Origin of the sequence: Paenibacillus sp. E222 (assembly GCF_013401555.1) — a bacterium.
GTDB lineage: Bacteria > Bacillota > Bacilli > Paenibacillales > Paenibacillaceae > Paenibacillus.
On record NZ_CP058552.1, the window covers coordinates 1,665,640 to 1,689,963 of the forward strand.

General features: G+C 48.6%; 22 protein-coding genes. 13 read left to right on the top strand and 9 right to left on the bottom strand.

Going from position 1 to position 24,324, the window contains the following annotated elements; translation table 11 throughout:
• Positions 1-2 precede the first annotated feature (2 nt).
• Entirely contained in the window at positions 3-1,007 is a 1,005-nt protein-coding gene (locus tag HW560_RS07440; protein ID WP_090903290.1) for a Gfo/Idh/MocA family protein, read from the top strand.
• Between the two features lie 117 nt (positions 1,008-1,124).
• Here HW560_RS07440 and HW560_RS07445 read toward each other — a convergent pair whose 3' ends face one another.
• A complete protein-coding gene (locus HW560_RS07445) occupies positions 1,125-1,412 on the bottom strand; it encodes a winged helix-turn-helix transcriptional regulator (protein WP_062321783.1) in 288 nt (95 codons plus the stop codon).
• A gap of 419 nt (positions 1,413-1,831) precedes the next feature.
• On the opposite strand from HW560_RS07445, the gene HW560_RS07450 reads away from it, so the two are divergent.
• Positions 1,832-2,218 carry a DoxX family protein gene (locus HW560_RS07450; RefSeq protein WP_090903292.1) on the top strand — a complete coding sequence of 129 codons (387 nt, stop codon included), beginning with the start codon at positions 1,832-1,834 and terminating at the stop codon, positions 2,216-2,218.
• A gap of 117 nt (positions 2,219-2,335) precedes the next feature.
• Here HW560_RS07450 and HW560_RS07455 read toward each other — a convergent pair whose 3' ends face one another.
• The 5 genes from HW560_RS07455 to HW560_RS07475 all read right to left on the bottom strand — a co-directional run bounded on the left by HW560_RS07455 (position 2,336) and on the right by HW560_RS07475 (position 5,747).
• The gene (locus HW560_RS07455; RefSeq protein ID WP_090903293.1) at positions 2,336-3,172 is read right to left on the bottom strand and encodes a DNA alkylation repair protein; all 837 of its coding nucleotides are present in this window, start codon (positions 3,170-3,172) and stop codon (positions 2,336-2,338) included.
• A gap of 79 nt (positions 3,173-3,251) precedes the next feature.
• On the bottom strand, positions 3,252-3,947 hold the full coding sequence (locus tag HW560_RS07460) for a Crp/Fnr family transcriptional regulator (protein WP_090903295.1): 696 nt from the start codon (positions 3,945-3,947) through the stop codon (positions 3,252-3,254).
• A gap of 127 nt (positions 3,948-4,074) precedes the next feature.
• Complete coding sequence (locus tag HW560_RS07465) at positions 4,075-4,593, bottom strand: AbrB/MazE/SpoVT family DNA-binding domain-containing protein (RefSeq protein ID WP_090903297.1); 519 nt, start codon at positions 4,591-4,593, stop codon at positions 4,075-4,077.
• A 105-nt stretch (positions 4,594-4,698) separates the two neighbouring features.
• The gene (locus HW560_RS07470) at positions 4,699-5,379 is read right to left on the bottom strand and encodes a CidB/LrgB family autolysis modulator (protein WP_090903299.1); all 681 of its coding nucleotides are present in this window, start codon (positions 5,377-5,379) and stop codon (positions 4,699-4,701) included.
• On the bottom strand, positions 5,376-5,747 hold the full coding sequence (locus HW560_RS07475) for a CidA/LrgA family protein (protein WP_090903301.1): 372 nt from the start codon (positions 5,745-5,747) through the stop codon (positions 5,376-5,378). Before HW560_RS07475 ends, HW560_RS07470 begins: the two co-directional genes overlap by 4 nt.
• 157 nt (positions 5,748-5,904) lie before the next feature.
• On the opposite strand from HW560_RS07475, the gene HW560_RS07480 reads away from it, so the two are divergent.
• The 4 genes from HW560_RS07480 (at position 5,905) to HW560_RS07495 (ending at position 9,175) form a co-directional block, all read left to right on the top strand.
• A complete protein-coding gene (locus HW560_RS07480; RefSeq protein WP_090903303.1) occupies positions 5,905-6,789 on the top strand; it encodes a cidABC operon transcriptional activator CidR in 885 nt (294 codons plus the stop codon).
• A 64-nt stretch (positions 6,790-6,853) separates the two neighbouring features.
• Positions 6,854-7,711: a carbon-nitrogen hydrolase family protein gene (locus HW560_RS07485; protein ID WP_090903305.1), complete on the top strand. Its 858-nt coding sequence runs from the start codon at positions 6,854-6,856 to the stop codon at positions 7,709-7,711.
• A 72-nt stretch (positions 7,712-7,783) separates the two neighbouring features.
• Positions 7,784-8,458 (top strand): GNAT family N-acetyltransferase, encoded by a 675-nt coding sequence (locus HW560_RS07490; protein WP_090903307.1) that lies wholly within the window; start codon positions 7,784-7,786, stop codon positions 8,456-8,458.
• Between the two features lie 45 nt (positions 8,459-8,503).
• Entirely contained in the window at positions 8,504-9,175 is a 672-nt protein-coding gene (locus tag HW560_RS07495) for a GNAT family protein (RefSeq protein WP_090903309.1), read from the top strand.
• A gap of 502 nt (positions 9,176-9,677) precedes the next feature.
• On the opposite strand, the gene HW560_RS07500 is transcribed toward HW560_RS07495, so the two are convergent.
• Both HW560_RS07500 and HW560_RS34210 read right to left on the bottom strand, forming a co-directional pair.
• Complete coding sequence (locus HW560_RS07500; protein WP_090903631.1) at positions 9,678-11,606, bottom strand: LTA synthase family protein; 1,929 nt, start codon at positions 11,604-11,606, stop codon at positions 9,678-9,680.
• 365 nt (positions 11,607-11,971) lie between these two features.
• A complete protein-coding gene (locus tag HW560_RS34210) occupies positions 11,972-12,469 on the bottom strand; it encodes an antibiotic biosynthesis monooxygenase family protein (protein ID WP_179262591.1) in 498 nt (165 codons plus the stop codon).
• 140 nt (positions 12,470-12,609) lie between these two features.
• Between HW560_RS34210 and HW560_RS07510 the strand changes: the two genes are divergently transcribed.
• The 3 genes from HW560_RS07510 to HW560_RS07520 all read left to right on the top strand — a co-directional run bounded on the left by HW560_RS07510 (position 12,610) and on the right by HW560_RS07520 (position 17,402).
• Positions 12,610-14,931, top strand: coding sequence for a helicase C-terminal domain-containing protein (locus tag HW560_RS07510; protein ID WP_179262593.1), 2,322 nt, complete (start codon positions 12,610-12,612; stop codon positions 14,929-14,931).
• A gap of 167 nt (positions 14,932-15,098) precedes the next feature.
• Positions 15,099-16,577, top strand: coding sequence for an alpha-amylase (locus tag HW560_RS07515; protein WP_179262595.1), 1,479 nt, complete (start codon positions 15,099-15,101; stop codon positions 16,575-16,577).
• Positions 16,578-16,787: 210 nt separating this feature from the next.
• A complete protein-coding gene (locus HW560_RS07520) occupies positions 16,788-17,402 on the top strand; it encodes a hypothetical protein (protein ID WP_179262597.1) in 615 nt (204 codons plus the stop codon).
• Positions 17,403-17,490: 88 nt separating this feature from the next.
• Here the strand turns inward: HW560_RS07520 and HW560_RS07525 are convergent, their stop codons facing one another.
• Positions 17,491-18,237, bottom strand: a complete 747-nt coding sequence (locus HW560_RS07525; protein ID WP_179262599.1) for an MBL fold metallo-hydrolase — start codon at positions 18,235-18,237, stop codon at positions 17,491-17,493.
• Between the two features lie 204 nt (positions 18,238-18,441).
• On the opposite strand from HW560_RS07525, the gene uxaC reads away from it, so the two are divergent.
• From uxaC to HW560_RS07545, 4 genes are all read left to right on the top strand, one after another.
• Entirely contained in the window at positions 18,442-19,884 is a 1,443-nt protein-coding gene (uxaC, locus tag HW560_RS07530; RefSeq protein ID WP_179262601.1) for a glucuronate isomerase, read from the top strand.
• Between the two features lie 201 nt (positions 19,885-20,085).
• Positions 20,086-20,628 (top strand): MarR family winged helix-turn-helix transcriptional regulator, encoded by a 543-nt coding sequence (locus tag HW560_RS07535; RefSeq protein WP_090903325.1) that lies wholly within the window; start codon positions 20,086-20,088, stop codon positions 20,626-20,628.
• Entirely contained in the window at positions 20,625-22,352 is a 1,728-nt protein-coding gene (locus tag HW560_RS07540; protein ID WP_090903327.1) for an ABC transporter ATP-binding protein, read from the top strand. Before HW560_RS07535 ends, HW560_RS07540 begins: the two co-directional genes overlap by 4 nt.
• Entirely contained in the window at positions 22,349-24,229 is a 1,881-nt protein-coding gene (locus HW560_RS07545) for an ABC transporter ATP-binding protein (protein WP_090903329.1), read from the top strand. The genes HW560_RS07540 and HW560_RS07545 overlap by 4 nt, the downstream gene beginning before the upstream one ends.
• Positions 24,230-24,324 lie beyond the last annotated feature (95 nt).

The window sequence follows — 24,324 nt, forward strand, 5'->3', positions numbered from 1 at the left end:
CTATGACTTTACAGATTGGCATCATTGGAACAGGTTGGTTCAGCAAGGTACATGCAGATATTCTGGCACGAATGGAAGGCGTTCGTGTAGCAGCTGTCTGTGGAACAACGCTGGAGAAGGCGGAGGCTATGGCTTCCGTCTATGATGCTGTTGGCTACGGTGAACTTGAACATATGCTGGATGGTGAAAAGCTGGATGCAGTCTATATCTGTGTGCCTCCGATGTCTCATGGATCGATTGAAACTGAATTGATTCGTCGGGGTATCCCGTTCCTGGTGGAGAAACCGCTAAGTACAGGCATGGATATCCCTCGTCAGGTGCTGGATCAGGTACAAAAGTCTGGATTGTTGACCTCGGTAGGTTATCATTTCCGTTATCAGGAGGCTGCACTGGTACTGAAAGAAGCGATGAAAGAGCAGACCGTCGGCATGGCGCTTGGGCGCTGGATGGGCGGAATGCCAGGAGTCGCCTGGTGGCGCCGTCAGGAAGGCTCCGGGGGACAGTTTGTGGAACAGACGACCCATATCGTGGATTTGCTGCGGTATTGTGCGGGTGAAGTGACAGAGGTATACGCTGTAGCGGCCCAACGCAGTATGCATGAAAAGCATGAGCATGTCACGGTAGCTGATGTGGCGAATGTAACGCTTAAGCTGGAGAATGGAGCGATCGCAAGCATTGCCAACACCTGCCTGCTGCCAGATGGTGAGGGCGGTGCAGGGCTCCAGTTCTACACGGATGCCGGAGTATGGGACTGGACACCTGAACGTCTTCTTCTGCCAAGTGCTGCCCCTCATGCGATGGCAGGTCTGGAGATTCCCGCAGGGCATAACCCGTATGAGCGGGAAAATGAAGCGTTTATTCACGCCCTTCGTACCGGAGATCGTTCACGGATTTTGTCCGATTATGCGGATGCCTGCCGTACGCAGGAAATTACAACGGCGGCATTGGTGTCGGCAGATTCGGGATTGCCGGTACAGCTTCAGCCATCCAAACACCTCTCGCATTAATCCTTTTTATAACTTAAACAAGAAATATAAATGCGTGAAAAAGACGCCTGAATCTGGACTGATCCGAAGATCAGTTCAATTCAGGCGTCTTTGTGTTGTACATGAATCAGAATCTGGCTACTTAGTAGACTGCTGCTGTTTCAACCAGTCTGAGGACCAGTTGTAAATCTGATTGATGACGGGTTCAATAGCTCTGCCTTTGGGCGTCAATTCATACTCTACGCGAGGCGGAATTTCAGGATACATATGCCGGGTTACGATACCTTCCATTTCCATTTCCTTCAGACGTTCGGATAACAACCGACCGCTAATCGCCATTTCTGCTTCCAGCTCTGTGAATCGTTTGGGTCCGGATAACAGTTGGTACATGATGAGCAGCACCCATTTCTTACCGATGATATCCATGGCCTGAGTAATGAGACAAGGACTTGGTGATTTTACTTTTCTCAGCTTCAACGTGTTCACCTCGATTCAATTAAGTATGGATGGATTTCCTCGTATATATAAAAGTGCGTGGCTTTCTGCCGCTCTGACCAAAGTAAGGGACAATGAAGTCAACATGTTACTACAAAATGTACTGTAACATACCTTTTGTATGTATTATACACTATTCGTCAAAAAATTACTTGAATAAATAATGTTATTATTATATACTCACTTCATAAAAGTAAGTTAATGATTATTAATATGTATAATATCAGCACATATCAATTTCGCAGTGCAAATTACCCATTTTAAAAATAGAGTTACGTTGTAACTTTTACATAGATTGCTTTTTATACAACAGATGGATATGGACATTCACTTTCAGGAGGATTATACATATGAACAAAGGCATAAGAATTTTAGGATATATTGCGTTGGTTGTGCTTGCAGGTATGTTTGTAATGGCAGGCTTAAACAAGGTTAGTGGAGCAGAGATGATGGTACAGACTTTCGAAGGTTTCTCCTATCCTATATGGACGATGTATCTCATTGGTGCAGTAGAGCTGCTCAGTGCGGTGGGTCTGTTGATTCCACGTACTCGTATTCTGGCTTCAGGCGTATTGACGTTCATTCTGATTGGTGCTGTGGGGAGTCATCTAATTTACGGGCAATATACGGCTGTTCCTTTCCCGGCGGTATTGCTGGTTGCCAACATTGTCGTTCTGATTATGGGGATGCGTAAACTGGAAGCAGAAGAAATGGATATGGATCTCGTGCAGGTCTAAGAGTTTGATTGATTTGGATTCAAATGTTCCAATATGAAGAAGATGACCACTGCAATGGAGCGGTAGTCATCTTTTTTATTATCGAAGGGGCTGTCCCTCGAAAGGAATGCTTTGAGATTACAGGCTTCTTTGGCCACGGGTGATAATCCGCAGCGTATGCTTGGTATCCGATTGCTCGATCCAGGTGTCGCACACCTGACGAACCCAATCCGGGTTGGTTTTGGCGGCGTCGTTCAGCCAGTTGCTGACAGAGTCCTGTACATATTTATGAGCATCAGAGTTCACATGGTTCAGCAGAGGCAGAGCTATCGCAGGGTTTTCTTTCAACTCCTGAATATGTTTGGCCCACACACCGTGCGGTCTTGTCGATTCTATGGCAAACCGCCGAACCAGTGGGTCGGGATCGATCGCCCAGTCCATGAGAAACGCCAGCGCTTCCGACAATTCAGCCGTAATCGGCTGTCGAACAGCCATCCAGGCAATTTCTCGTACACCAAAGTGATGATCTGCGGCAAAGGGACGGATACGATCCAGTTTTTCAATCAAGCTTAAGCGGGAATCCAATCCGATGATATAGGCTGCCCAGCAGCGTACACTGTCTGAACGGTGCTCTGCAAAGGAACGAAAATGACGTACTCGCTCCTTTTCCTCCATTCGTTCCAGAAGGTTGAGCCAGTTCGCGGCGATGGTCGGAATGATTTTCATGATTCGCTGCTCATTCATCTGTGTTAGCTGTTCCTTCATTTCCCGGGTATCGACATCCATTCCCCGTTCATGAGCGACCTGCTGAAAAAGGAGAATGTGATCAACGGCGAGCCACTCCGTCAAATTTACGGATTCGATATGCCCCGATTGAAGTAGGTTGCGGATATGATCCGGGATCTCAATCCCTTTACGGGCGCCTTTGCGAAGCAGAACATCCTCGGGTATATGCAGTTCTTTCTGTACATCCATCGCCGTACTCCTCCTTGCATGTATGTGGATTCATCATCTACACGATACAATTGGCAGCAGGATAGAGATGTAATGTGGCTTACAACTGGGTGTTAGCTGTGCATGAAGCGGATAGTTCATTACGATGCAGAGCGACGGATTTGAATCCGGTACGAATACGGCCAACCCGTGCAAGATCTTGCAGGGCAACACTGACAGACTCACGCGTGGCCCCAGCCATCCAGGCAATCTCCTGATGGGTCAGTACAAGGTTGATCCGACCATAATCTCCTTCGTTCACCCACCCCATCTGATCCGCCAGTCGAGTAAGATTATGCATAATTTTGTCATGCAGATTACCCAAGGCCAGCTGTTGTGTCAATGCACTCATGCCCTTGATCCGTTCGCTGAGTACTTTCATCAGATTCAACATAAACTCGGGGTGTTCAATCAGAAATTGTTCGAAACGCTGCCTGTTCATCAGGCAAATATCGCATTCCTCCAGGGTTTCGATATATACGGAACGTGTGCCAAGTGAAATGCCGTTCATTTCCCCAAACACATTTCCTTCCTTCAAAATATCGAGAGTAAACTGTTTCCCTTCTTCCGATAATGTGTACAGGCGGACTTTCCCTTTTTTCACAAAATAAAAACCTTCCGAATATGTATCCGGTGTCTGGATCAGCGTATTCCTGGCCAAGGTCGTGATGGACGTCATGCTGTCCATTTCGATCAGGTCTGCCTCGGACAAAGAGGACATCAGATTGAATTGTGATAAATAGAGGATTTTATCCATAGCATTCCTTTCCCTTACCGAATGAAAATAAAAAAAAGAAGAACCCACGGAGTTCAACGGGTTCTCTTGCAACGGGACTTCTTGAAACGGAAGGTCTCCTGATTATAAATAATCGAATTAATTCCTATTATAGTAGTTTTTTAAGTTGGGAGACGCGTCCTTGGCTAATGCCAAGCTTTTCCGCAATTTGCTGTTGAGCCAAACCGGGATTCTGTTCAACGATTTCCTTCATTTGTTGCAGCATGCGTGCCGTCTTCGGCCGCAGGTCCGGGTACTCTTGGTTGGCAGCTGTAGCCCCTTCTTCCCATGCGGGAGACGAGACTGTGGCGGATTCGGTAGCAGGACGCTCCACGGGTGCAGGAGCCTGTTTGTTCTGAGGAACGAACCATTCGGGAGTGTCATCCGGGTGTTTTAATTGAATTGCACACGTCCGGCAGATGAATTGCTCTTTGAAATACATTTCCGTATCCACATCACCGCAAAACACACACAACGTTGATTTGTACTTTCTCAAAATCAACTCTTTCCCTTCAATGAAAAACTCGAGCGGATCGCCGATATGGATTTCCATCGTATCCCGCATTTCTTTGGGAAGGACAATTCGTCCAAGGCGGTCCAGAGATCTCTTCATTCCGGTTCTTTTCATCGCATCTCCCCCGCAATATTCACAATTAAAACCTGTCCTTATTGTAAGGAAGAAAGGGCTTTAATACAACAATAATATTTCAAGAAATAGGGTTAATTCCATCTATTATGGGAAAATAAGTTTAGATAGTAGGGGTGCAACCGCCAATGTGAACAATGCAGCCAGTACCATGGAGATGCTGGAGATGCTTCCAGTCAGTGAACTGAGCTCAAATGCTTTGGATGTGCCTGTTCCGTGGGCACCGGTTCCAAGCAGCGTACCACGTGCAATCTCGCCATCAATACGCAGCATTTTTACAATGGATGGCCCCATAATCGCCCCCAGCAGACCGGTCATGATGACAAAAACCGCGGTAACGGCCGGAATGCCTCCAATGGTAGCCGATACGTTCATCGCAATAGGGGTCGTGATCGATCTCGGAATCAGACTATGAATGAGTCCGGAGTCGAGGCGCAGCCATTTGGCGAGCAGGGCAGACGAGAGGACCGCTACCACGGAGCCTGTCATAACGCTGAAGACGATCTCGGAAATATGTTTTTTGAGTACATGGAAAAACGTATAAAGCGGTATGGCGAAGGCCACCGTTGCCGGTTGAAGCAGCAAACTTAGCCATTTACCACCACTGCTGTAGGCAGCGTAATCCGTACCTGTTGCGAGCAGCACACCGACGACAAGAAGTGGCGTAATCAGCAGCGGAGACAGATACACTTTGGGAAGGTTGCGATACATGCGTTTGGCGACCCAGTAAATACCGACGGTTAACAAGAGACAGAGGAACCCAATCATCCGGTGTGACGCTCCTTTCGTTTGGCGATTCGGGTGGCAACAAGGCCCGTACAGGCCATGACCAGAAATGTGCTAAGCAGAACAATAAATAGAATTTGCAATCCGTCTTGCTCCAGCATGGGCATGTAGTTCATAATTCCAACGGCTGACGGGATGAAGAACAGCAGCAGCTCACCGAGCAGCCAGGCGGCTCCAATTTCGATCCAGCGCAGCTTCACGACATGGGTCTGAAGCAAAATGAACAGTACGATCATGCCAAGTATGGAACCTGGTATAGGTAGATGGAGAGCACGGGCCAACTGGTCCATGAGCAGTGAAAAGGCCATCAAGAGCGCAACTTGCAAAATGCCAAGGCCCCATTTCTTCACTTCAATCCCTCCTTGTATAATGAACGTGATGATTTTGAGTTGTTTATGAAAATGTTTCACTTGATATCACAAATTTTACATCGCATTCTTTCATGAGTAAAATGCATATTAAGAATGTTTACCATTCCATTTATCTATGAGAGACGGGGATCAGACGATGGATATCCGCCATTTGCAATATTTTCTGGAAGTCGCTCGGCAGCAAAGCTTCACCAAAGCGGCCGAAGTGCTGTTCATTACACAACCGACCATTAGTAAAACCGTCAAAAGCTTGGAAGACGAATTGGGCGTAACGCTGCTGGATCGGTATGGCAAGAAGGTAGCGCTGACGGATGCTGGGCATGTCTTTTTCCGGCAGGCGCTGGAGATTGAAAAGTCATTCCGCAGCTTATCGTCCGAGCTGGACGATCTAATGAATCTGAAGAAAGGACATCTTCGGATTGGTCTGCCACCGATGGTGGGGTCCAGCTTTTTCCCAATGATTATCGGTGAGTTTCACAAAGCCTATCCGCAGGTGACCATTCAGCTGTTCGAGGATGGTGCGAAAAAAGTGGAGGCCGACGTGATCAGCGGTGCACTGGATATTGGTGTTGCCGTTCTTCCGACGGTGGATGAATTGGTGGATCATTTTGTTTTTGTAAAAGAGAAGCTGAATCTGCTCGTACATCCTTCGCACCCGCTTGCGGGTAAAGAGTCGATCGCGCTGCGTGAACTGGAGCATGACTCATTTGTGCTGTTCCGGGAGGATTTTGCGCTGCATGACCGGATTATCGCCGCTTGTCAGCATGTGGGATTTCAACCTCGGGTAGTGTATGAGAGCTCCCAGTGGGATCTGCTCAGTGCGATGGTAGCGGCCAATCTGGGCGTGGCGTTGCTGCCAGAGACGATCTGCCGTGAGGTGGATCATATGCGTGTGCGCATTATACCCGTGATGGAACCTGTGATTCCTTGGCAGCTCGGCATGATCTGGCGGAAAGACCGATATTTATCCTTCGCAACCCGGGAGTGGATCAGTTTTACACAGTCCATGCTGAGTGAGTAAACTCTTTTGTTGACCCCGGATCGTTGTTACAATGGAAGCATAATTATAGTGGAGGTGTACGAACATGAAACTGCGGGTATCCGCTGTACAATACCAATTGCACACAATCAGCTCGTTTGAGCAGTTCGCCGCTCAGGCTGAGCATTACATACGGACAGCGAGTGAATACGGAACCGAATTTGTGCTGTTCCCGGAATTTTTCACAACGCAGTTAATGTCCATTGGGGACAAACAAGGTAATGCGCTGACAATTGAGGATCTGCCGAACTTTACGGAGCAATATGAGCAACTATTCACATCACTTGCTGCCCAGTACAGCATGCATGTCATTGGGGGAACCCACGTCATTCGCCGTGAAGGGAAGCTGTTCAACACAGCCCATCTCTTCTATCCGGATGGTCGCATCGCGCGCCAGGACAAGATTCACATTACACCAACCGAAGTACAGGAATGGAATATGGCTCCCGGAGATGGACTTGAGGTGTTCGACACGGATAAAGGCCGTATTGCCATGCTGACCTGTTACGATATTGAATTCCCGGAAATTGTACGGATGGCCAAAGCCAAAGGCGCTGACGTGATCTTCTGTCCTTCCTGTACGGACGATCGTCACGGATTCTACCGTGTGCGTTATACGAGTCATGCCCGCGCGGTGGAGAATCAGGTGTATGTTGTGTTAACCGGAACGGTAGGCAACTTGCCGACGGTTGATTTCATGCGTGCCAACTACGGACAGGCTGCAATTATTACGCCGAATGATATCCCATTCCCGCCACGTGGCATTCTGGCCGAGGGTGAGATTAACAATGATATGATCGTGACCGCCGATCTGGATTTGGACTTGTTGTATGAGGTGCGCGAACGTGGATCGGTAACGACCTGGCGTGACCGCCGCACTGATCTGTATACCGATTGGAAGTAGCGAGCTACTTTTATAACCGAACGAAACAGAGCTTGGAATTTATTTGTCAGTGGAAAGGGGCGATCCGGCAACATGTATACCAAAGAAATGCTGATTACCGACCCAGACCAGAGTGGCAAAAGGGTAAAGGCAGTCGTTCGCAATTATGTTGCAGCCGACTATGAGGAACTCATTCGCATTCAGGCGGAGAGTTTCCCTCCACCTTATCCGGAAGAGCTGCTCTGGAGTCACGAGCAGCTCACCAGTCATGTGCAGCATTACCCGGAAGGTGCCATCTGTATTGAAGTGGATGGAGAATTGGCCGGCTCGATGACTTCGCTGCGGATGCAGTGGGACCCTGCACATCCAGCAAGTCATACCTGGGCCGAAGTAACGGATGACGGCTATATTCGTAACCACAACCCGGATGGCAACACGCTGTATATTGTCGATCTCAATGTTCGTCCAAAGTACCGCAAATGGGGACTGGCTCAGCTTATGATGCAGGCGATGTACCACCTAGTGATTGCACAGGGTATGGATCGGTTACTAGGTGCTGGTAGAATGCCCGGTTATCATTTGGTTGCAGACCAACTGTCTGCGCAGGAATATTTGGACCAAGTGGCGGCGGGCGAGAGGCGTGATCCGGTGATATCGTTCCTGCTTCGCTGTGGCCGCATGCCGGTTGGTGTGACCGCAGACTATCTGGACGATGAGGAATCCTGCAACTATGCAGCCCTGATGGAGTGGCGGAATCCGTTTAAATAAAAAATATCAAATGAAATACATCATCAATTGAGGAGGCATTTTTCCATGGAATTCACGCGCATTACATCCATCAACGATCCACTGTTTGCCCAGATGCACAAGCTGATGCAGGAGATCTTCCCGCGAGAAGAAGTGCTGGACTTCCCCCTGTGGGCAGAACCGTTGGAAGATCCGGGTATTCGGGTGTTCGTGGCTGTGCATGAAGGACAAGTTGTGGGAGCGACAGAGTACCGTTATTACGAGGATTGGAACGTAGCCATGACAGACTTTACCATTATTAGTCGCGAAGGACTGGGGATCGGCAGTTTCCTGGCGAATCACCGCAAGCGTGATCTGCAAAAGTTGGCTGCGGCAAACGGAAAAGAGCTGTTCGGCATGTTTGCCGAAATCTATAACCCTTATCTGAGTCAAGATCACGAGTTTGGCGGCATCAAGCCAATGGACCCGTATGTACGTCGCGAAGTATTGTCTCATCTGGGATACCAGCGTCTGGACTTCCCGTATGTTCATCCATCCTGGCAAGGGGACGGGGAAGCGGTTGGCGGCTTGGACCTGTGCTTTATGCCAGGAGATGAGTCGCTTGGTGAACTGCCAGCCAGTCTGGTGGCTGATTTCCTGAATCGATATTATGCGGTGCTACCGAACAAACCGCAAGAATGGCTTGCCATGGTAGAGAAATTGACTGCTCGCAAGTCGGTTGCACTACTGCCGTTGTAAACGGGAGCAGGACCGTCACTGGTGATTGTAATGTTCTGAGCAGCAATAAAACCAAGAAAAGGCCCGTTAATCAGACCGTGATCGGTTCTGTTCAATGGGCCTTTCCGGTTTCATTAAGGTTATTGCCCTAACGAATCTGAGGTGCCTTATTCAGGGATTTGAAACGTCTGCCGAAATCTAAGGAACCTGAGACACGCTATATCAGAATAAACAGCTGTTTGCAGCGTTTTTTCGGGGTATTTTGGAAAATAACGTGTCTGATGTTCTTAACAATGTATAAAGAGGACCTAAAGGTCAAATAAGACGTCCCGAGTTCCTTAGAAAATCGTCTACCCATTCGCCAGTATCGGCAAGATCGTACCTCAGAGGGGCGAAACATTACTTTCGGTATGCTGACATCCTGACATCTCTCATCATATCGCTTACCTGAATTTGAGGACATACCCTAGATAATTAGTTCATTGTTAATAAAGTCTATAAACAAATATTTAACGATTAATTTTTATTTAACGTCATTTCGATTCGGTAACTGACTCAGATAACTGTTGGACAAGTGTAGAAGATCCAAAGCCCGTTCGTACTGTTCCTTCGTAATATATTCGGAAGAGGTTGATTCCTCTTCAGATGGTATGGCAGATGCGGGCACGGACGATTCATCCTTCAGACTGTCCGGATTCGTCCCCTTCTTCTGATTAAGCTCTGCCGAAACGACATCCTGTCTCCCGGCATCCGCAAGAGAGTAATGTGTACCATCACCGTACCCCGTCTCAGGAACGAACAGTGAAGCGTCGTTCAGTACGGAACCGGAGGGCAGATAATAGCGCTCTGGCAGCAGATTATTTCCCTCACGCAGCAAATCCTGCCCGAAATGCAGTTGGTTCTGGAGAGAGGCACCGGTCAACCCGGCGATCGTTGGCAGAATATCCACCTGTCCTCCGATCTGTTCCAGCTGAGCTGCCGGCGTGATGCCAGGAGCCGTGATGATGAGTGGAATATTGATCATGTCCGCAGATGTGTACTCCCGACCGTAGATTTCCTGCATCAGCTTCTCGTCAGTCCGATCCAGCGAGTAGATAGGCAGACCCAGATGGTCACCGTAAACGACCAGCAAGCTATTTTCCCATAGTCCACGTTCCTTAAGTCCCTCAATAAATTGCCCCACCGCCTGATCGGCATAATGCTGGGACACAAGATAATCCCCTGGCAACGTATTAACGTACCGTTTCGGCAACGTCAGACTTTTTTTATCTTCTGGCAAATGGTAAGGATGGTGTGCAGACATAGATATAATTTGTGCATAGAAAGGTGACCCTGATGCCTGCATGGCCTCGAGTTTGTCGAGTGTTTTGCTGTACAACACTTCATCCGATGCCGAGAAGGCGATGGAATCCTCTGTTCCGAAATAATTGATGTCATAATACTGGTCGAATCCAAGCGCCTTGTATAACTGATCGCGATTCCAGAAGTGCACATCATTCGTATGGAATGTGGCTGTCTGATAACCGTTCGCGGACATCAGTCTGGGCAGACTTGGCAATTCCTTATTGGCATAGACAGTAGCTGCGGCTCCGTTAGGCGGTGTATAAAACGATGTATTCACCACAAACTCGGCATCCGACGTATTTCCCTGTCCCACTTGCTGATAAAAGTTCGGGAAATACAGGCTTTGACCAGCGAGCTTATTCAGATGGGGTGTGACTTCCTGTCCATCCACCTGCAATCCGATCAGGAAGTTCTGAAATGATTCGAGCTGGAGGACAATGACGTTGCGTCCTTTGGCTGCACCTTCCTCCACAACAGCGGGTAGTGCTGTCGTTTGTTTAATCTCGTCGATATGATTCTGATCGATTTGATCGAGGGGCACGGGTTTGTCAGGCCGATCAGCCAGGATGGTGTACGCTTCGTAACCGAGAATCCCCATCTGCTCCGCCTGTGTAATCTCGCTCATACTCGCCCGATTGGGGTATATGTTGAGCATGCACAGCATCATCGACAGAACCAGAATGACCGAGGCGATCCGTCTTCTGGCGCTTCGTTCAAGCGGCACTCTGCCTGGACGTTCAGTCCCGCCGAGCTTGATCCGCCGACGAATCAGAATTCCCGCGATAACCAGAACATCTGCAAAAATAAACAAATAATACGGATCGAGCAAAGAGAACATGCTGCTCTTGACAGAGGTTACCTGATTAACCTGTGCGAGCGCGTGATAATTGACAATGACACCATAATATTTGTAATACATGATCGCTGCGAAGAAGATGCCCGATAACACCAGATTTAGTCCGAGATAGAGCCACATCCGGCGTTTGGCTGCGAACCATTCAATCAGACAGAAGCAGATCCAGATCAGCGGCAACTCTGTCAGCAGCGGTTTCCAGACGGGGATGTCATCGAAGATCACAATCCAGGCCAGAGAGCTTTTGATCATCATAATAACGGTGAACACGATAAACGGTCCGCTTAGAAACCGGGTGAGTGAATTGCGTGACAAGTTACCACCTTCCTTCCTTTCCGAAGTTTCATTTAACAAGTATTATGCTATCTCATGGCATGTCGTGTCAAAAGCACCGAACTTCTTGGTTGCTCAATTTTTTAAATTATTGGAAAAAAGCAGAGAGGAATTTGGGTCATTCATGACCTCACGTATACAAAAAGCCCCTTCCATTGAGGAAGAGGCGGAAGGGGAATCATTTTAAAGTATAAATAATTAAATGATGCTTGTCCAAATGTGATCACAGTATATCTGCAAATTTGTACACAAATCCTGGACCATTAGATCAGGTTTGCTCCCGTTCGTTACTCTATGGTGAATGTCGTGACGAAAGAAGGTCTTGGAAACATGGTGGGCTTCTGTGCGGTCAGCCCTTCACTCGTGCTGCGGTTGCGGTGAGCATGGTTATAAGCTTGAGACTGCTGCCAGTTTTTGAAATGATCTTCGGACTGCCACAATGTAAGTACGACATACGTATCGTCCTTTAGCGGACGAAGCACACGAATGCCAACAAAGCCGGGTTCGTCTTCCACTTTGCGCGCACGGTTCTTGAAGCGTTCCTCGAAGTCGTTCCGTCCATCTTCGGTTACGGGTATATTGTTGAGAACGGCATAACCGCCGCCTGTCCAGGAGCCTGCGGCATCGAAGGCTTCATACGCCGCTACGTTGTCATCGGACTCGATATTCATCAGACGTTCTGTCGATTCAAAGGCCAATCGAACCTGCTCCTCGCTGCGCAACGTCAGATGCGGATATGCAGCAAGTGCATCCGGAATGGGTGAAGGGACCAAATAGATATACATAGAAGATGCCTCCTTATTTACGTACATTCTCCCCCTCAACATAGCATATGAAAAGGAGCGAGTCCAATCCGCTGATTGGCTGGTTTGAGCACTGCTTTTCATGATAAAGTATAGTCACTACAAACAGAACGGGTGATCGCATGACAACCGCAATTCGAATATCAGTCAGGCCATTGGTGGAATATGTGTATCGCAGTGGCAGCATACGTCCAGGGTTTCGCACCAATGCATCAATGCAGGAGGGAACCCGGATACACCAGCGGGTGCAGAAGGATTACACAGAAGAGGATCTGAAGGAAGTGGTTCTCGAAGTGGAATTGCAGCATGGAGACTTGACCTACGTGGTGGAGGGACGATGTGACGGGCTGATTCGTCTGGATGGGCAGCTGACGGTGGATGAGATCAAATCAACTGCGGGCAATCTGGACGATCTGGGCGATGGAGCCCCCGTACACTGGGCACAGGCCATGATGTATGCCTATATGTACGCCGTTCAGCATGATGAACCCCGTATGCAGGTACAGCTTACATACGTGCACACCGTGAGTAATGAAGAAAGGCGGTTTCGGCGGATGCTGGAACGGCAGGAGCTGGAACAGTTTGCAGCAGAGCTGGTCGCTGGTTACGCGCCATACGCAGAGATGATTGTGGCTTATGAAGAAAAGCGCGATATAAGCGTGCGAGAGCTGCCTTTTCCTTTTCGCAAATACAGAGAGGGACAGCGCAAGCTGGCAGGAGCCGTATATAAGACAATCCGCGAGGGGCAGGGACTGATGGCGAAGGCGCCAACGGGTATTGGCAAAACGATGTCCGTACTGTTTCCCACGGTTAAGGCCATTGGTGAAGGAGAAGCCAAACGATTATTCTATCTGACCGCAAGAACGACGACGCGAGTGGCGGCAGAAGAGGCTTTTGCCCGGATGCAGGCGGAAGGATTGAAGATGCATGTGATCAGTCTGACCGCGAAGGACAAGATCTGTTTCAAGGAAGAGGAAGCCTGTGATACGGGACAGTGTGGCATGTGCGAAGGATATTATGATCGTATTAACGGAGCTGTGCTGGATATGCTGGAACATGAGACGTTAATGACACGCCCGGTTATTGAACAGTACGCACGCAAGCATCGGGTATGTCCATTTGAGTTTTCACTGGATGCTGCGTATGCAGCCGATGCGGTGATCTGCGACTATAACTATATTTTCGACCCGCGTATCTCGCTCAAACGCATGCTGGAGGAGCAGAAGCGCAAGACGGTATTATTGGTCGATGAGGCACATAATCTGGTTGATCGGGGCCGAATGATGTTTTCGGCAGAGCTGGAGAAGGCCGTCTTTCTGGATGTCAAAAGGGAATTCCAAACCCTGGGCAGCAGTGTGACCGCCGCTAAAGCCATCGCGGATCGTACGGGCGCTATCGACAAATACCTGATTACGCTTCGCAAAAACGGTGGGGAAGAGGGCAAATTGCTGCAACAGGAGGCACCGGAGGAACTGATTGAACTGCTGGAGCCTTTTGTCATGGTTGCGGAGCAATGCCTTGTTGAAGGCGGTTCGGGGAATGCGGAGACGGATGAATTGCTGCTGGCAGCCTATTTCACCGCACAGAATTTCCTGCGTATTGCCAAGCTGTACGATGAACGCTTCATTACCTATGCGGAATGTGTACGAAGTGAAGTACGAGTGAAGCTGTTCTGCCTTGATCCGTCCGTGCTGCTGCGCCAGACTGCCAAAGGGTTCCGTTCCACCATTCATTTCTCTGCGACATTGTCACCTCTTGGTTATTACCGGGATATGTTAGGTGCGGAGGAAGAGGATTATACCTTGCGTATTCCTTCGCCTTTCCAGCGAGAGCAGCTGGATGTGAGATTGATGCCATTATCGATTCGCTATCGGGATCGTGAACGTTCCAGACAGCCTATTGCCAATATGCTGCGCCAATTGGTTGCCGAGTGGCCGCATAGCAACCTGCTGGTCTTTTTCCCATCCTATCCATATATGCGCGAAGTCCATGGGACGTATATGGAACAGCCGGGCGAGGCAGAAGTCGTGATGCAGGAGCAGGGCATGAGTGAAGAGGAACGGGAGGCGTTTCTGAACGCGTTCCAGCCACATCCGGAACGAACACGATTGGTATTTGCCGTTATGGGCGGTGTGTTTTCCGAAGGTGTGGATCTGCCGGGTGATCGTCTGAATGGAGTTGTGGTGGTCGGTGCCGGACTTCCCCAGATTGGTCTGGAGAACAACGTACTCCGCGATTATTATAGTCGTACTGGGCGCAACGGATTCAATTATGCCTATGTTTTCCCCGGGATGAACAAGGTATTGCAGGCGGGTGGAAGGCTGATACGTACAGAAGAGGACAAGGGCGTACTGGTACTGGTCGACGATCGTTTCACCGAGGAACCGTATCGTTCATTGCTGCCCGAGGAATGGCAGGACTACACACGGATTTCACCCCAATAATGATATTTAGCTAAAGAACGATCATAGACTTTTTTCAGCTTTCTTTTCTGTGCATGATTGAAGGATAGGCCGAAAAGGGTATTACTTGGATAGCATACGAACGAACAAGGACGATACAGATGCGTGCCGTGGTCCGCTTCGAAAGCAATCAAGGAGGTCGGTTGGGAATGAAGAGAAATCATACGATGATGCAGTTTTTTGAATGGCACCTGGCCGCAGACGGAAAGCACTGGAAAAGATTGGCCGAAATGGCGCCAGAGCTAAAAGCCAAAGGCATCGACTCGGTGTGGGTGCCTCCGGTGACCAAAGCCGTATCTGCCGAGGATACCGGTTACGGCGTATATGACCTGTACGATCTGGGCGAATTTGACCAGAAAGGCAGTGTGCGTACCAAATATGGCACCAAGCAGGAACTGGTCGATGCGATTGCCGAGTGCCAGAAGAATGGTGTTGCCGTCTATGTGGATCTGGTGATGAACCATAAGGCGGGTGCGGATGAGACGGAAGTCTTCAAGGTGATTGAGGTTGATCCCAATGATCGATTGAAGGAAATCTCCAAACCGTTCGAGATTGAGGGCTGGACCAAATTCACATTTCCGGGCCGCGGGGATCAGTACTCCTCCTTCAAATGGAACGCCGAACATTTCAACGGTACCGACTTTAATGCCAAGGAAGAACGAAATGGTGTGTTCCGCATTGTAGGGGAGAACAAGAACTGGAATCAGAACGTCGACGATGAGTTTGGCAACTATGATTACCTGATGTTCGCCAATATTGATTACAATCACCCGGATGTCCGGCAGGAAATGCTACAATGGGGAAAATGGCTCATCGATACGCTGCAATGCAGCGGTTTTCGACTGGATGCGATCAAACATATCAATCACGAATTCATTAAGGAATTCGCAGCTGAGATGCTCCGCAAACGGGGGCAGGATTTCTACATTGTAGGCGAGTTCTGGAACTCCAATCTCGATGCATGCCGTGAATTTCTGGATACGGTGGACTATCAGATTGATCTGTTCGATGTGTCCCTGCATTACAAACTTCATGAAGCCTCTCTGGCTGGCCGGGACTTTGATCTTTCCAAAATTTTTGATGACACCTTGGTGCAGACACATCCAACGCATGCCGTAACGTTTGTTGATAATCATGATTCCCAGCCGCATGAAGCGCTGGAATCCTGGGTGGGCGATTGGTTCAAGCCGAGCGCCTATGCGCTGACGCTGCTGCGTCGTGACGGTTATCCGGTTGTCTTTTACGGTGATTATTACGGCATTGGAGGTCCCGAACCTGTTGAGGGTAAGAAGGACATTCTCGACATTCTGATGTCAGCCCGTTACGACAAAGCTTATGGAGAGCAGGAGGATTACTTCGATCACGCGAACACGATTGGGTGGGTACGCCGCGGGGTGGACGAAATCGAAGGCTCCGGTTGTGCAGTAGTTATCTCGAATGGGGATGATGGTGAGAAAAGGATGTTTGTTGGCGAACACCGTGCTGGCGAAGTCTGGACCGATCTGACGCACAGCTGTGAGGACAGCATTACTATTGAGAAAGACGGCTGGGCCACTTTTCATGTATGTGGTGGGGGCGTCTCCGTGTGGGCTCTCCCGGATCAGAGTGAGGAATCTGCCGCTCAATAATACGTTGAGGGATCATTGATTAGTGAATCTTCATATAGACAGTTAAACCATCTGAACTGGTGATCATCTGCCAGGCAGGTGGTTTTTTTATGTTAGGTGGAGTGAGTCTACTCGTGTTATCCTTATATGGAATAATAAACCAATATTATGATTGCAATTAGAATCGATTAGGGATCATTTTAGATAGATCATACCGAGGGGGGAAATCGGATGAGGAGATTAGTACACTTGGGGGTGTGGCTGCTTGTAATGGCGGTCTGTCTGGGGGCTTGCGGTTTGGGAACAAACCAAGGGCCAAGGGGAGAACCGAAGCGAACGGATGATTATACGTTGAATACCGAGCGAAGAGATTTGACCCAGCGTTTGCTGAAAAATCCGGATTCCTTTCAGGAGCGTTTGCCAGATGATTATAGCTTGACTGCTACTGTTAGCGTTCATCATGAATCGGATCTGGACCGCATTATATATGAGATTTCTGTTAACGAGGCCAAGGTGCCGATGGTCAATGTGATACAGTCTTTTACACTTGATCCATCCTTGATGAATAGCATTAACGCCACAGAGCTCCTTAACTCCAATACGGGAAATACGCACGAGACGACTCTGGGTCCTGGAAAAGAACCGTTGGGATTGAGTTTACTCCGAGATTATATTTTGAAGCCCAAAGCGGAGATCCATAGCAATATCATTCATACTTATCAGGATATGTATATCAAAATTTCCTACGGACCAAATGATCAGCGAACGGAAGATTACATTCATGTGAAAGCTGAACCATCTCCTGAAACTATTGAATATATGAAATCATGGAAAACAGATCAATAAAAAGGCAGCACCCCGAAAAGCTCCTTCAAAGGAACCTGAATGGATGCTGCCTCTTCATTTTGGTAATACATATAGGTCGAGTTACGTACTACACTTCCAGTTCAAACGATTCCAGCGTGCCCACCATTCTTAGATCATGTTCTTGGTTGAACTGTGTCCGTTTATCCGCATCTGCGAATTCATCATGATAATGCATGAGCACGGTTTTCTGTCTCACTTCGGCAGGCAGTTGTTGCAGATCCTTCAGTGAGGTGTGTGATTTGATCACCAGATCATGCATATGACATTCATGGAAAATCAGCTGTACATCTGCGGCAGCCTGCTCTACCCGTTCCTGATCCAGCGTGCTGTCTGCGCTATAGTAGAAGAAGGGTTTTGCAAGAAGGCCATTGCTGACCATACCCGGCACGTGCTGTGTTCGAAAAGTCTCAAGCGTCACGCCCCCCAGCTCAAATGTGCCTCCATCCGGTAAAGGTACGATATCATAATAGTCGCTCATCGTGCGCTCCCCATCGGTTGTATAACGCATGCCTGGGGATAAAATGCTCCATAACGGATCAACCAGTTCCTCGTGGATAAACAGACGTGGCTTGCGGTCGCCCACAATCTGTGAATAATAACCGAGCATCTGTACCCCGTTAATATGATCTTCATGCAGATGGGTAATAAACACATTGTGAATATCCGTCAAGGGATAGCCGTATTCCTTTAATGCTTTTGCGTTGGATTCCGGAAAATCAATCACCAGATGGGTATCGCCGAATTCGGCTAGCATACTGTTGTGGTGTTGCTCCACACTGAACATGTCCCCTGTACCAAGAAATGTTATTTTCATCCATTTCATCTCCTTCTATCATCTTCAGATCAGCATCAATTAGATTAAAACCAGTATACCTCGTTCCAGGAAATATGCCTAAATCAACCTTTTGTGATAACGCTATCATTTTATATTGAACTTTGTGGGCAAACAGTGTAGCGTAAAGATTGGGAAGTGAACCCATATGAACGTAAACTCACCTAAAGGGAGCGTGCGAGGCGAATGAAGTCTTTTCTGGATGAACAATTTTTGCTGCACAGTGAAACGGCGATCAAGTTATATGAGGACTATGCGAAGGACATGCCGATTATTGACTATCACTGCCACTTGAGTCCACAGGAGATCTACGAGAATAAAACCTTTGGCAATATTACAGAGGCCTGGTTATACGGTGATCACTACAAATGGCGGCTGATGCGCGCAAACGGAATTGAGGAGCAGTACATTACGGGTGGAGAGGGCGTAACCGATTACGATCGTTTTCTGGCGTATGCCAAAACCGTCCCGATGATGATTGGTAACCCGCTGTACGCGTGGTCTCATTTGGAATTACAGCGTTATTTCGGTGTCTATGAAGTGTTGAATGAGACGAGCGCCCCGGCGATCTGGGAAAAAGTAAATGCCAAGCTGAACAGTGACGGATTCGGTGCACGTGATCTCATTACCAAATCCAATGTTACCGTGGTATGCACGACGGATGATCCATGTGATTCCCTGGAATATCACCTGAAGATTCAGGAGATTGAAGGATTCGATACAGCTGTACTGCCTTCATTCCGTCCGGATAAAGGGCTGGAACTAAACCGCGATACCTTCTCGGAATGGGTAGGCAAGCTGTCGCAGGCAGCCGGAACGGCCATTTCCGATTATGACTCGTTCCTCTCCGCTCTGGAATCACGGGTAGAGTTCTTCCATTCCGTAGGAGGCCGGGTATCTGACCATGCACTGGATTATGTACCTTTCGGTGTCGCTACACGGGAGGAAGCAGGGGCAATATTTGCGAAGGCTCTCGCTGGGCAGAAGGTTAGCCGTGAGGAAGAGAACAAGTACAAGACGGTAACGCTGACTTTCCTCGGCAAGCTGTACGCAGATCGGGGCTGGGTCATGCAGTTTCATATTAATGCGGCCCGCAACAATAACAGCCGGATGTTTGCCCAGCTTGGTCCGGATACCGGCTATGATTCCGTTAATGATACGCCGCTTTCCTCAGCTATAATCGGTTTGCTCGATGCACTGGAGCAGCAGCAAGCGCTGCCGAAAACGATCCTGTATTCCTTAAATCCTCGGGACAATGAAGTGCTCGCAGCGATTATCGGCAGTTTCCAGGGCGGCGGCATTCCAGGCAAAATTCAGCTTGGTGCAGCATGGTGGTTCAATGATACGAAGGATGGCATGCTCGCTCAAATGAAAGCGCTGGCGAATGTAGGTTTAATTAGCCGTTTCGTCGGCATGTTAACCGATTCACGCAGTTTTCTCTCCTATACACGACATGAGTATTTCCGCCGCCTGGTCTGCAACCTTATCGGTGAATGGGCCGAACAAGGCGAGGTACCGCATGATATGGATCTACTTGGACAGATCGTGCAGGGCATTGCCTACAACAATGCGAAGGAGTATTTCCCTTTTGCTTCCGCGCTCAAAACTGTATCTGCTTCGCAGTCTTAATTCTTCTATATTTGGTTCAAAACCGTGGCTTTAAAGTCACGGTTTTTTGTTGTGCATTTGCTGTTTGACATTCAACTTTTGCAGGAATATACTTAGTACACCTAATTAATTGATTGGCTATTTAATTGGAATGCTATTTAATAGATGTCCTATGATGTTGGACGTCTATGGAATGATAATGAAAATAAGGGGGGGACAATAATGACTGGCATAGATCCGGTTGCCCAGAAGCTTTTGTATTCCATCATGCAGTTTAATAAAGGCAAATGGAGGCAGCATAAACCACATGGGCGTAATCACAATGAGATTATGGTTCTGGGTTGTTTGCTCCACGGCATGCATCCGGGAGAACAATTGAATTGGCAGGATAATCCTCCTAATTTCGAAGACACACTGCATTCAAATCATCCAGGACTGAAAGTATCGGAAATTAGTGCATTGTTGCGTGTGAAATCACCGACGATTACTCCCGTCATTCGAGGCCTTGAAGACGAGGGCCTGGTTGAACGAACTATGGACCCAGAGGATCGTCGCGCAGTCCGCATTACGATTACCGAAGCAGGTCGTGAAATTATCCGGGCGGCTCATCAGGAGCGCATGGAGATATTTAATAAGCTCGTTGAGCATCTGGGTGAGGAAGACAGTCTTCAATTAGCGGAATTGTTGACCAAGGTGTACACCTTTTTTGATACAAAGGTTTCCCAACAGATGGATGCGTCCACACAAGGAGATGATAAGCCATGATGAAATTGTTTCGCATGCTTAAGCCTTACCGAGTCCCCATTTTCTTCATACTGGGTCTGGTGCTGTTACAGTCGCTGGCTGAACTGTATTTGCCAACCCTGATGGCGGACATCGTTAATGGCGGCATAGTAAAAGGAGATGTTCCATACATTTGGCAGATTGGTGGCTGGATGCTATTAATTGCCGTAGCAGGCACGGCCTGTTCTGTAACAGCCAGTTATCTCTCCTCCCGTACAGCGGGTGGATTTGCCAAACAGCTGCGCAGCAGAGTGTTCCGCCATGTGGAGAACTTTTCGCTGCAGGAATTTGATAAATTGGGTACAGCCTCGCTGATTACCCGTACCACCAATGATATTACGCAGGTTCAAAACGTATTAACAATGATGCTGCGCATGATGGTTATGGCACCGATGATGTGTATCGGTGGTATCTTCATGGCGGTATCCCAGGATGCCAAATTATCAACCATTTTCCTGGTTGTCCTGCCTGTACTGGCCGGGGCCATCGCACTGATTGGTGCGAAGGGTCTGCCTTTGTTCAAACAAATTCAGAAAAAGCTCGACCGACTCAATCTGGTCCTGCGTGAGCAACTAACAGGGATTCGCGTGGTTCGTTCCTTTAATCGTGGGGAACATGAGCGTGTTCGTTTTAATGGAGCCAATACGGATCTGAGAGACGTTTCCATTAAAGTGAATGTGCTCATGGCAACATTAATGCCTGTGATGATGCTGGTTATGAACTTTTCAATGATTGCCATCCTTTATTTCGGTGGACAGCGTATCGACAGCGGGAATATGAATATTGGTTCATTGATTGCCTTTATTCAGTATGCGATGCAAATCATGTTCTCCCTCATTATGGTTTCCATTATCTTTGTGATGATTCCAAGAGCTTCGGCTTCGGCAGAACGGATCAACGAAGTATTGGATATGCATCCCGATCTTAGCAATCCAGAGCAGCCTCGTGATATGAAGTCGCTGCAAGGCACCATTGAATTCGATAATGTGACATTCCGTTATCCGGGTGCAGAAAATGCTGCGTTGTCAGGCATTTCATTTACGGCACGCCCGGGTGAAACCACAGCTATTATCGGGGGTACGGGCTCAGGGAAATCCACATTGCTCAGTCTCATTCCACGTTTCTATGATGTAACGGAGGGCAGTGTACGGGTCAATGGTACAGATGTCCGTGAGCTGCGGCAGGAAGATCTGCGGGCCAAAATCGGATTTGTACCGCAAAAAGCGGTTCTTTTCACCGGAACGATTGCGGAGAATATCCGCCACGGGAAGGATGACGCCACGATGGAGGAGATTGTTCGAGCCGCTCAAACGGCTCAGGCAGAGAACTTCATTACGGAGATGAAAGACGGTTACGACAGCGTCATTGCACAGGGAGGTAACAACGTATCCGGTGGACAGAAGCAGCGTTTGTCCATTGCACGCGCACTGGTTCGCCGTCCGGAAGTATATATTTTTGACGACAGCTTCTCGGCTCTCGATTTCAAAACCGATGCCAATCTTCGTGCTGCCCTGAAGTCCGAAACGACTGAAGCAGCAGTGCTAATTGTAGCTCAGCGTGTAAGTACGGTTATGGATGCGGATCGCATTCTGGTTATGGATGAAGGACGGATTGTCGGTTCAGGAACACATAAAGAGCTGATGGAGCACAATGAAGTGTATCGCGAGATTGTATCCTCCCAGCTGACAGAGGAGGAGATCGCATGAGTGAACGTACAGAACGCAAGTCACCTCGTCCCCCTGGCGGACCGGGGCATCCCGGAGGCGGAATGGGCATGCGGCCTCCTGTGGAGAAAGCGAAGGATTTCAAAGGTACACTGCGGCGTTTGATGCGGTATCTTCAGCCCCACAGCTATCGATTGCTGGGTGTGCTGGTCGCTGCAATTCTAAGTACCGTGTTCAGCATTATCAGTCCTAAGATTATGGCGGAAGGCACGGATATTCTCAGTAAAGGCGCTATTGCCATCCTTCAGGGTGTACAGGGGGCCGGGATTGATTTTCCTGCCTTGATAAAAGTATTGTATCTGCTTGGGGGACTCTACCTGTTTAGTGCAGCTTTCATGTACATTCAGCAATACCTGATGGCTGGTGTAGCTCAGCGGGTTGTGTACGACATGCGTGAGCAGATCAGTGCCAAGGTTGGACGTCTGCCGCTGAAATATTTTGACTCCCGTACTCACGGGGAAACATTAAGCCGGGCGACAAACGATGTGGACAACATCAGTAATACACTCCAGCAAAGTTTGGCGCAATTTATTACGTCTGTAGTCACCATTGTCGGGGTTATCATCATGATGTTGACCATTAGTCCATGGATGACCCTGATTACCATTTTGACTCTGCCATTAAGCGTGGTAGTGGTTATGCTGGTGGCATCCCGCTCGCAAAAACACTTTGCAGGCCAGCAGAAATCACTTGGTGAATTGAACGGCCATGTCGAGGAAATGTACACCGGACACAAGGTAGTCAAAGCCTTTGGACGGGAAGAACATTCGGTTGAACAGTTCGAAAAAGTGAACGAAGAACTGTATGAATCCGGTTGGAAAGCCCAGTTTATCTCGGGGATTATCATGCCACTGATGACGTTTGTAGGTAACCTTGGTTATGTGCTGATCTGTGTGGTCGGCGGGATCTTTGTTACACGTGGTGCTATCTCCATCGGGGATATCCTTGCATTCACACAGTACTCCCGTCAGTTCACTCAGCCGATTAACCAGATTGCCAACATCTCGAATATCATTCAGTCCACCATCGCTTCGGCGGAGCGGGTATTTGAATTGCTGGATGAAGAGGAAGAGGTTCCAGAGTCTTCGAAACCAGTACAATTGCAGCAACCACAGGGTGCCGTTGCATTCCATGGTGTGAATTTTGGATATAAAGCGGATGAGTTACTCATTCAAAATATGAATATTGATGTAAAACCGGGACAGACGGTAGCCATTGTCGGGCCGACTGGAGCGGGGAAAACAACGCTGATCAACCTCCTGATGCGTTTCTACGAAATTCAGGACGGCCAAATTACCATTGACGGTGTTAATATCGTGGACATGGAACGCGGCAAGCTGCGCAGCCTGTTTGGGATGGTGCTTCAGGACACATGGTTGTTCAACGGAACGATCCGTGACAACATTGCCTATGGCCGAGAAGGCGCAACGGAAGCGGAAGTCATCAAGGCAGCCGATGCGGCCCATGCCGATCACTTCATTCGTACCTTGCCTGATGGATATGATACGGTGCTGAATGAAGAAGCCTCGAACATTTCACAGGGGCAGAAGCAATTGCTGACGATTGCGAGAGCAATTCTGGCGAATCCGGCCATTCTGATTCTGGATGAGGCAACGAGCAGTGTCGATACACGGACCGAAGTGTTCATCCAGAAAGCGATGAATGATCTGATGAAGGATCGCACCAGCTTTGTCATTGCCCACAGATTGTCCACCATTCGCGGAGCCGACCTGATTCTCGTCATGGATCATGGTAACGTGATTGAGCAGGGTAATCATGAGGAACTGATGGAGAAACAAGGCTTCTATGCTGATCTGTACAACAGCCAATTTACGGAGCAACAGCCACAGGCAATCTGATCCTAGATGGCGTTAACATAATAGCCGGGTGCACCCTTTGGGTGCACCCGGCTATTTGTTTGCTACCGCGGCAAGTCCACGATATCGTTTCTTCT